This is a genomic window from Marinomonas fungiae, assembly GCF_001418205.1.
GTDB lineage: Bacteria > Pseudomonadota > Gammaproteobacteria > Pseudomonadales > Marinomonadaceae > Marinomonas > Marinomonas fungiae.
On record NZ_LIQF01000010.1, the window covers coordinates 114,150 to 121,027 of the forward strand.

Annotated in this window: 5 protein-coding genes; 1 reads left to right on the forward strand and 4 read right to left on the reverse strand. The window is 46.7% G+C overall.

From position 1 onward, the window contains the following. Positions 1-33 precede the first annotated feature (33 nt). Positions 34-1,959 carry a metallophosphoesterase family protein gene (locus tag ASC49_RS14565; protein WP_055463976.1) on the reverse strand — a complete coding sequence of 642 codons (1,926 nt, stop codon included), beginning with the start codon at positions 1,957-1,959 and terminating at the stop codon, positions 34-36. Between the two features lie 229 nt (positions 1,960-2,188). Here ASC49_RS14565 and ASC49_RS14570 point away from each other — a divergent pair, with 229 nt between their 5' ends. Next, the gene (locus tag ASC49_RS14570) at positions 2,189-2,911 is read left to right on the forward strand and encodes a hypothetical protein (protein ID WP_055463977.1); all 723 of its coding nucleotides are present in this window, start codon (positions 2,189-2,191) and stop codon (positions 2,909-2,911) included. Between the two features lie 21 nt (positions 2,912-2,932). On the opposite strand, the gene ASC49_RS14575 is transcribed toward ASC49_RS14570, so the two are convergent. The 3 genes from ASC49_RS14575 to ASC49_RS14585 are packed head-to-tail and all read right to left on the reverse strand — an operon-like array spanning position 2,933 to position 5,932. Beyond that, positions 2,933-4,072, reverse strand: coding sequence for an ABC transporter permease (locus ASC49_RS14575; RefSeq protein WP_055463978.1), 1,140 nt, complete (start codon positions 4,070-4,072; stop codon positions 2,933-2,935). After that, positions 4,062-4,985: an ABC transporter ATP-binding protein gene (locus ASC49_RS14580; protein WP_055463979.1), complete on the reverse strand. Its 924-nt coding sequence runs from the start codon at positions 4,983-4,985 to the stop codon at positions 4,062-4,064. The genes ASC49_RS14575 and ASC49_RS14580 overlap by 11 nt, the downstream gene beginning before the upstream one ends. Next, positions 4,982-5,932, reverse strand: coding sequence for an HlyD family secretion protein (locus tag ASC49_RS14585; RefSeq protein ID WP_055463980.1), 951 nt, complete (start codon positions 5,930-5,932; stop codon positions 4,982-4,984). The genes ASC49_RS14580 and ASC49_RS14585 overlap by 4 nt, the downstream gene beginning before the upstream one ends. Positions 5,933-6,878: the final 946 nt, after the last annotated feature.

Here is a 6,878-nt window from a genome sequence, read left to right on the forward strand (position 1 = left end):
GAGTCTAAGTTTAGGCTCCTTTTTTGTCTCTCATTACTCAGACATCATTCGATGTTTCTTTGAAGGTAAAAAGCGTACCAACTCATGGTTATTGCAGAGTTGGCTGATCTCGCTAGGGCGGCCTTGCTCATCAAGGCGCACTAAACCAATGCCGGACTGGTTGATCAAACGCTCACCTCGAGAAGCGTTTTCTGGCTTGCGTGGAGAAATCTTTAATGAACGACGCTTTGTAAAGACGTTCAAGGGTGACCAAGGCGCATAGAGCCAGCGGTTGAGTCGATCAAACCACTCTAGTAGCTTATGCGGAAACTCGTTGCGCAAACCGCTGCTGGTAATCTGCCAGATGTTAGGGCTGCTCTTGTGTCCACGTAACTTGATGTCATAGGCAAATGAGTAATGTACATCACCAGATAAGATCACAAAGTTGGTTGGTGTCTTGGGATGGGTAAACAAGTTCATTAAGGCATACGCTGAACCTGGGTGTGCCATCCAGTTTTCCGCATCTACCATTAGAGGCTTACCTAGCCATGTAAAGACTTGTTGAATGGCCTCAATCAGCTTGACCCCAAATATCGGGGCTGGTGATACTAGGATTACCGAGTCCAAATCACGAATATCATGTTGCAAATCGGTGATTGCCTCCCAGTCCATTAAGCCAGACGGATGGCTAAAGTTTTGTTCCGAGCGCCAACGGCGAGTGCGCGTGTCCAGTACCACCAGTTTCGGCTGCGTGTCCCATTGATAATGCCACTTTTCATAAGCAAATAGAGTTTCAATGTAGTCGTCCTTGAGTTGACTGTCTGAGCTTTGAATAGCATGTTCAGCTTGCTTCAAAAATTCGGCGTCGTATTGCTCCGGATGATTGCCCCAGCCTTGGCAGAGCAAATAGCCAAATAAGGCATTACCAATAATGCGTTTCGATAGAGCGTGTTCATAGGCGGTGGTCTCCCAGTCCGCGGTCAGGTTCCAATCATCGGTGACATCATGGTCATCAAACATCATCGCTGTCGGTAAGTGAGCTAAAACGCGCTGTACCTGCGGCAAGGTGCTGACAAAGTCTTTAATCGCTTTACGCTCAGCGAAGTAACGGGTTTTGTGCTCTTCGTTGTTGATGCCATCTGGCAGTTCTAAAGAGATGTGTTTCCACAAGGTGGGCGACCACACCAGCAGGTACATGCAGATCACTTCGGCAAAACTAATCAGATGGTTATGGGCCGTGTCTGTGGTGAAAACCGGCTTCTTCTTACCTTTAAAAAACTGCTTTTTAAGGTCGTCACTTAGCTCTGTCAAAGGTAGTAGGGCTTCGCGATTATAATAATAAGGATTTGTCGCCAAGCATTTGTCCGTACAAGGTAACTGCTCTTCTTTGATACCGAGTAAATTGATGGCTTGGCGAATAGCGTACAGCATAGGGCCTGCAACGTCGTCAGCGTAGATCTGGTCACCGGACAGCATTAGCAAAGAGGGCCAATCTTTCAGCTCATTGTGACTTAAGTGACGGTCTGCTTCGACTAAGCCATCGCCAATCACAGGACGATCGTCCATAAGGTGGTAGCCATAATGGGCTTTACGACAGGAACCATGAAGCAAGGAGTGAACCTGCGGTTGCCAGATAAAGTGAACTTGCTCGCCAGAGGTGTCTTCGTGATAACTGGGAACGCTTACGTTTATACTCTGGTTTTCTGTTGTGAGTGTGATTTGGTAGGTCAGTGCTTGGTTTGCTGATAAGGATTCATCAAAGTTGACGCTAATCAGTTGCAAGTAGAGTCGTTCGCCCACTTTTATGGTCGTGCAGTGCGTGTCAGACGTTAAGGTTTGTGAATCGTTTGCAACCTGAACCGACGCTGCATAATCATGGCTGGTGGCGAGCCAAAGGTGTAGGGCATGGGCATCCACCTTACGCAGAATCGGGCCTGCAATGACTGGGGGGAGGGATGCTGAGACAGCCTCTGAATTCATAAAATAGCTCCGTCTAACAATCAAACTTCTTATCGTACCTGAGTTTATATGGGGATACTGTCTTGGCTTGCAAAACTTTATCCATGTTTTTTGCAAGAAGCATCGCTGCATAGCCATTGAAACACAAGGGCGTATTCGTTAGCGTTAATATATTGAGTTGAATCGTGTTTCGTGGCTTTTGTCACGGGGCCTCTTAATTTAAAACCATAATAATTGCTAAGAGATTCCCATGTCTAAAAAGTCGATGTATTGGCAGCTTGCCTGTTTGTTACCTTTCGCAACCTCCACCAGCTTGTGTGCAGAGAACCTTTCTGGCACAGCCTACAGCGCTTCTTTAGAAGAACAATTCTTTCCTTCAAAAACCTACTTCTTGATGGCAGTAGATAATGAAATTACCCGCAATATCCGTGATCAAGATGTCGGAGATTTGATTGGTGTGCCAAACATAGATACGAACCATGCGGAAGCTATTTACTATGGCATGCGCAAAGCCATGCTCAAGTATGCAGCGCGCGCATGGGATGCAGGAGTGGCTGCATCTTATGGCAAAAATGTGGGGAGGATGATCGGCTGGCAGAAGCCAGATGAGAGCCGTGACCCTAATGATGTACGTATTGTGAACAAACTGCTGTTGTTTCGTTATGCGCAGCAATTCGGTGAGTCAAATGAGTTGCTACAGCACTATTATCAAGAGTTAAGTCAAAAAGCCGTGCAAATGGAAGAGAACACTGTCGCTGGCTGTAAACAGCAAGAAAACTATTCTGATTACATCTTCTATAAAGAGCTGGGGCAGTTATCGACTGATCTAAATCAGCTGTACCCAATTGCAGCGAATTATGAGTTGCTGATCTCTTGTAATAAACAGCAAGTGGAGTCCATGTTATCGGCCAAATCCCATACGATTACTAAGCACGACATTGCCTCGATTATACAGGTCGCGTCAAACTTCTAAGCGTCATTATGCTTGAACATTCTAACTTAGCTTTTTCTTAAAACGTACCGATGCCAACAAGATGCCGAGTAAGGTAAATGCAACCAACCACAGAGCATCTTGTTGTAGCACCAGAAAGTCTGCTTCTCTTAGAACAATCGCGCGTACCATTCGAATAAAGTGAGTGGCGGGTAAGCCTTCCGCAATCCATTGCGCGGGTTCTGGCATGGCTTGATAAGGAAACATAAACCCTGATAGTAAGATCGACGGCAGTAGAATAAACACTGTTAGCTGCATGGCTTGCAGCTGGGTTTTAGCGATGGTCGAGATCACCAGACCAAGGGTGAGGCTGGCAAAAATAAACAGTAGTGCGGCACCAAAGAGTGACAGCAGTCCACCGCGAATCGGCACTGAAAACAGCAGGTGTCCCACCAATAAAATAATACTGACTTGGATTAATCCCGCAAAAACATACGGGGTGATCTTACCCAGCATTAACTCAAACGGGCGAATTGGGGTATTGATTAAGAACTCCATATTGCCTTGCTCACGTTCCCTTACGATCGCGGCTGAGGTGAATAAAATCATGGTCATGGTCAATATAATCGCCAATAGACCGGGCACGATATTCACTACCGAGCGTTGTTCTGGGTTAAACCATTGCACCACTTCAAAGGTCACTGGCGTCTGCGGCAGTGCTGATTGCGTGACGTCATTCAGAGGCATGGTGCGTAGACTGCGTACTGTCGCAGCTATTAAGGTATCGGAGCCGTCCACTAGCCATTGCCCGATAGGCTCATTCAATAGGCGAGCGCTGTCTTGAGTGAGGCGGTTACTTCGTAATGCAATGCGTCGTTCCAGATCATGGGGCAAGATTAAGACAGCTTTGATGTCTCCGCGAATAATGGCGTCAGTTGCTTCTTGGGGAGAGTAATAGTGGTGCTGGAAGTTCACTGCTTGAGTGGCTTCGATGGCGAGTATGAGTGCGCGACTCGTCTGGTTCTGAGTGTAATCTACAACGCCAGCGGGGATATGGCGGGCATCAGTATTAATGGCATAACCAAATAAAATCAGCTGAACCAAGGGGATCATCACAATCATGGCGAAGGTGACGCGGTCGCGGGACAGTTGTTTGATTTCCTTTAGAGCAACCGCATAAATTCGTGCACTACTAGCCCACATGTCTGCCCCCAGTATTGGCCACAAATACATCCTCAAGACTAGGGCGCACCTGACTGAAATGATGCGTTGCACTAAGACTGTTTAATAGGGTCAGTGGTTGCGCTTGGTGCTTGCTGACAAGAATGCGTAAACGTGAGCCGATTTGAGCGGCGGATAAAATATCTTGGTGGGCAATCAGCTGTTGTTTGAGCTGACGCAAATGCAGGCCTTCTGTCTCGAAGACAATGGCTGGCATCTTCTCCATTAATTGCTGAGGAGAGCCATCGGCGCGCTTATTACCATTTTCTAAAATAGCGAGAGCGTGGCAGCGCTCGGCTTCGTCCATGTAGTGAGTTGACACCAGAATGGTCGTGCCTTGATCACTTAAATCAAATAAATGTTCCCAAAAATCACGTCGGTTCTCAGGATCGACCGCTGAGGTGGGTTCGTCTAGAAACAGCAGCTCTGGTTGGTGCAGGGTTGCGCAAGCGAGGGCTAAACGTTGCTTCTGGCCACCACTTAAAGACCCTGCAAGCTGCTTGGACAGTGCGCTTAACTCGTATAGTGCGATGAGCTCTTGTATACGAGCTTTACGGAGTTTGCGCTTTAAACCGTAAATTGTGGCAACAAATTCGAGGTTTTCTAATACGCTCAAATTATCGTACAGAGAAAACTTTTGGGTCATGTAGCCAATGCGTTGTTTTAGGGATTCTTCATGATGCCTAATGGGGTGGCCAAACAACTTAACGTCACCTGAACTGGGCTCAAGCAGTCCTGTCAACATACGGATGGCTGTCGATTTGCCACAGCCATTGGGGCCAAGAAAACCATAAATTGAGCCCTGCTCAATGCTGAGATCCAGTTCATGAATTGCGGTATTGTCACCAAATCGCTTGGTTAAGCCTCGGCTTTCGATAACTGGTGCTTGGCTCATGGCAGATGCACCTCAAGGGCGGTGCCAATGGGCACGTTTTCTGCGCTGCTCACCTCAATTTCTGCTAAGTACATTAATCGAGAGCGCTCTTTTTCATTCAAAGCATAATAAGGGGTGAATGCAGGCTTGCTGCGCACGGTTCTTACCACGCCCGTGAAAGGCTGCGCAAAGCCCTCAATCACCACTTCCACTTCCGTGCCGACTGGCATCCTCGCCCGCATTGTCTCAGGTAAATAAACCCGGGCGTAAGGTTGCTCCTGGCTCAATAAGCGAAACATCTGTGTCCCAGCCAGTACGGAATCTCCCCTATGCCAAGGAGAACTGTCAATAACGCCTGCGGCAGGCGCTAGAATCCGATAATGGCTGAGGGTGGCTTGCGCCAGATCAAGTTGTGCCTGTGCAGCCTCTACTTGGGCTTGGCGCTGAGCCAAAACTTCTGTTCGAGCCCCATTTCTTAGTTCCAACCAGCGTTGCTCTAATTGCTCGGCTTGGGCTTTGGTTTGATCGCGCAGTGCCGCGGCATTATCCAGTGCAGCTCGACCAATAGCATTAGCGCGATACAGCTCTTGCGTGCGCTGTAGTTGCAGTACGGCTTCTTTGTCATTAGCGCTGGCACCTTGCCAAGCGGCATAAGCGGACTCTATTTGCTCGGAGCGATTACCATTTTGCACTTCCGCAAAGGCAGCTTGAGCCTGCAATAACTGTGCTTTGGTATAGGCTAACTGTGCTTGCGCAGCGTCGTCTTCAAACTCTGCTAGAACCTGACCTGTTATCACGCTTTCACCTTCTTCAACTGGCAATGAACGGATCTGCTGACTAACCAAAGCATTCAAGATCAAACTGTCCTGTTCAAGCGTGCCTAAGGCGATATGAGAGGATTCCGATTGGCAGCCGTTTAACCAAAAGCTAATGGCAACCAGCGCAAATGACAGTAAAGGGTGACGCATATAAGTCTCCGTCCAAAAACATGGTTTTGAAATCACCATCTACTATGACTATAGCGTTAAGAGAAACAGGGGTCATGCATTGGTTTAGGTTGCGAATTTATAAACTGATGTGAATACTGCTTTAATTGCGCTTAGAACCTTCACTAGATTGTCTAAATCCCCAAGATAAGCGAAAATAGCCGCCAATTCCTATTAGCAAAGCGATCTGGCTGTTAGAAGTCCCTAAGTGGGACTTTTTGTTTGGTGGTCAGGTGGTGGACTTACAAAAGAGTTTTTAAATGGCTGACCAGCAATTTCTTGATCAAGTAAACAAACGACGCACTTTTGCGATTATTTCTCACCCTGATGCCGCCCAGCCTTTCAACGCTTAAAATCACCTTTCATTGCACACCACAATCACATCTCTACGTACTGAATTTAAAGGCTTTTTGTCTTTTTCTCGTTTCTTTGCTTTTCAATGATGTTCAAGCGTAACCTCGGAAAGTGTGTACAAACTTGAGTACAAATTCCGTTTTAGAGGCCTTTGGCGAAAATTCCATGACACAAATCTGGCTGTAGGCCTTGTGGCTACTGGGTTTGATGAAGAAAGTACTTCCGGCTTTTGGTACTATGGTTTCGACATTACAAAAGCGGAATAAATGCGATTATCTCTAGTTTTATGTTTGTAAGCTTATGAATTTAAAGGGGTCGTCGTTGTGGTTTTTGATGTGTCATTGTTGCGAGTGTACAAACAGTGTGTACAAATTTTTCTCGTTAGGTATGTTGATTGCTTTTCATGACACAAACCGCCTTGTAGCCCTTGTTATTCATAGGTTTGAGCTGAAAAGTACCTAATAGCAACATTTGTGTTTTGATAAGGCTGATCTTCTGAACAAATCATGCATCTTTCTGACCATCAACAAGTGATGAATCAGGCGATGATAGCTTTACATTGATTTTCAGGAGA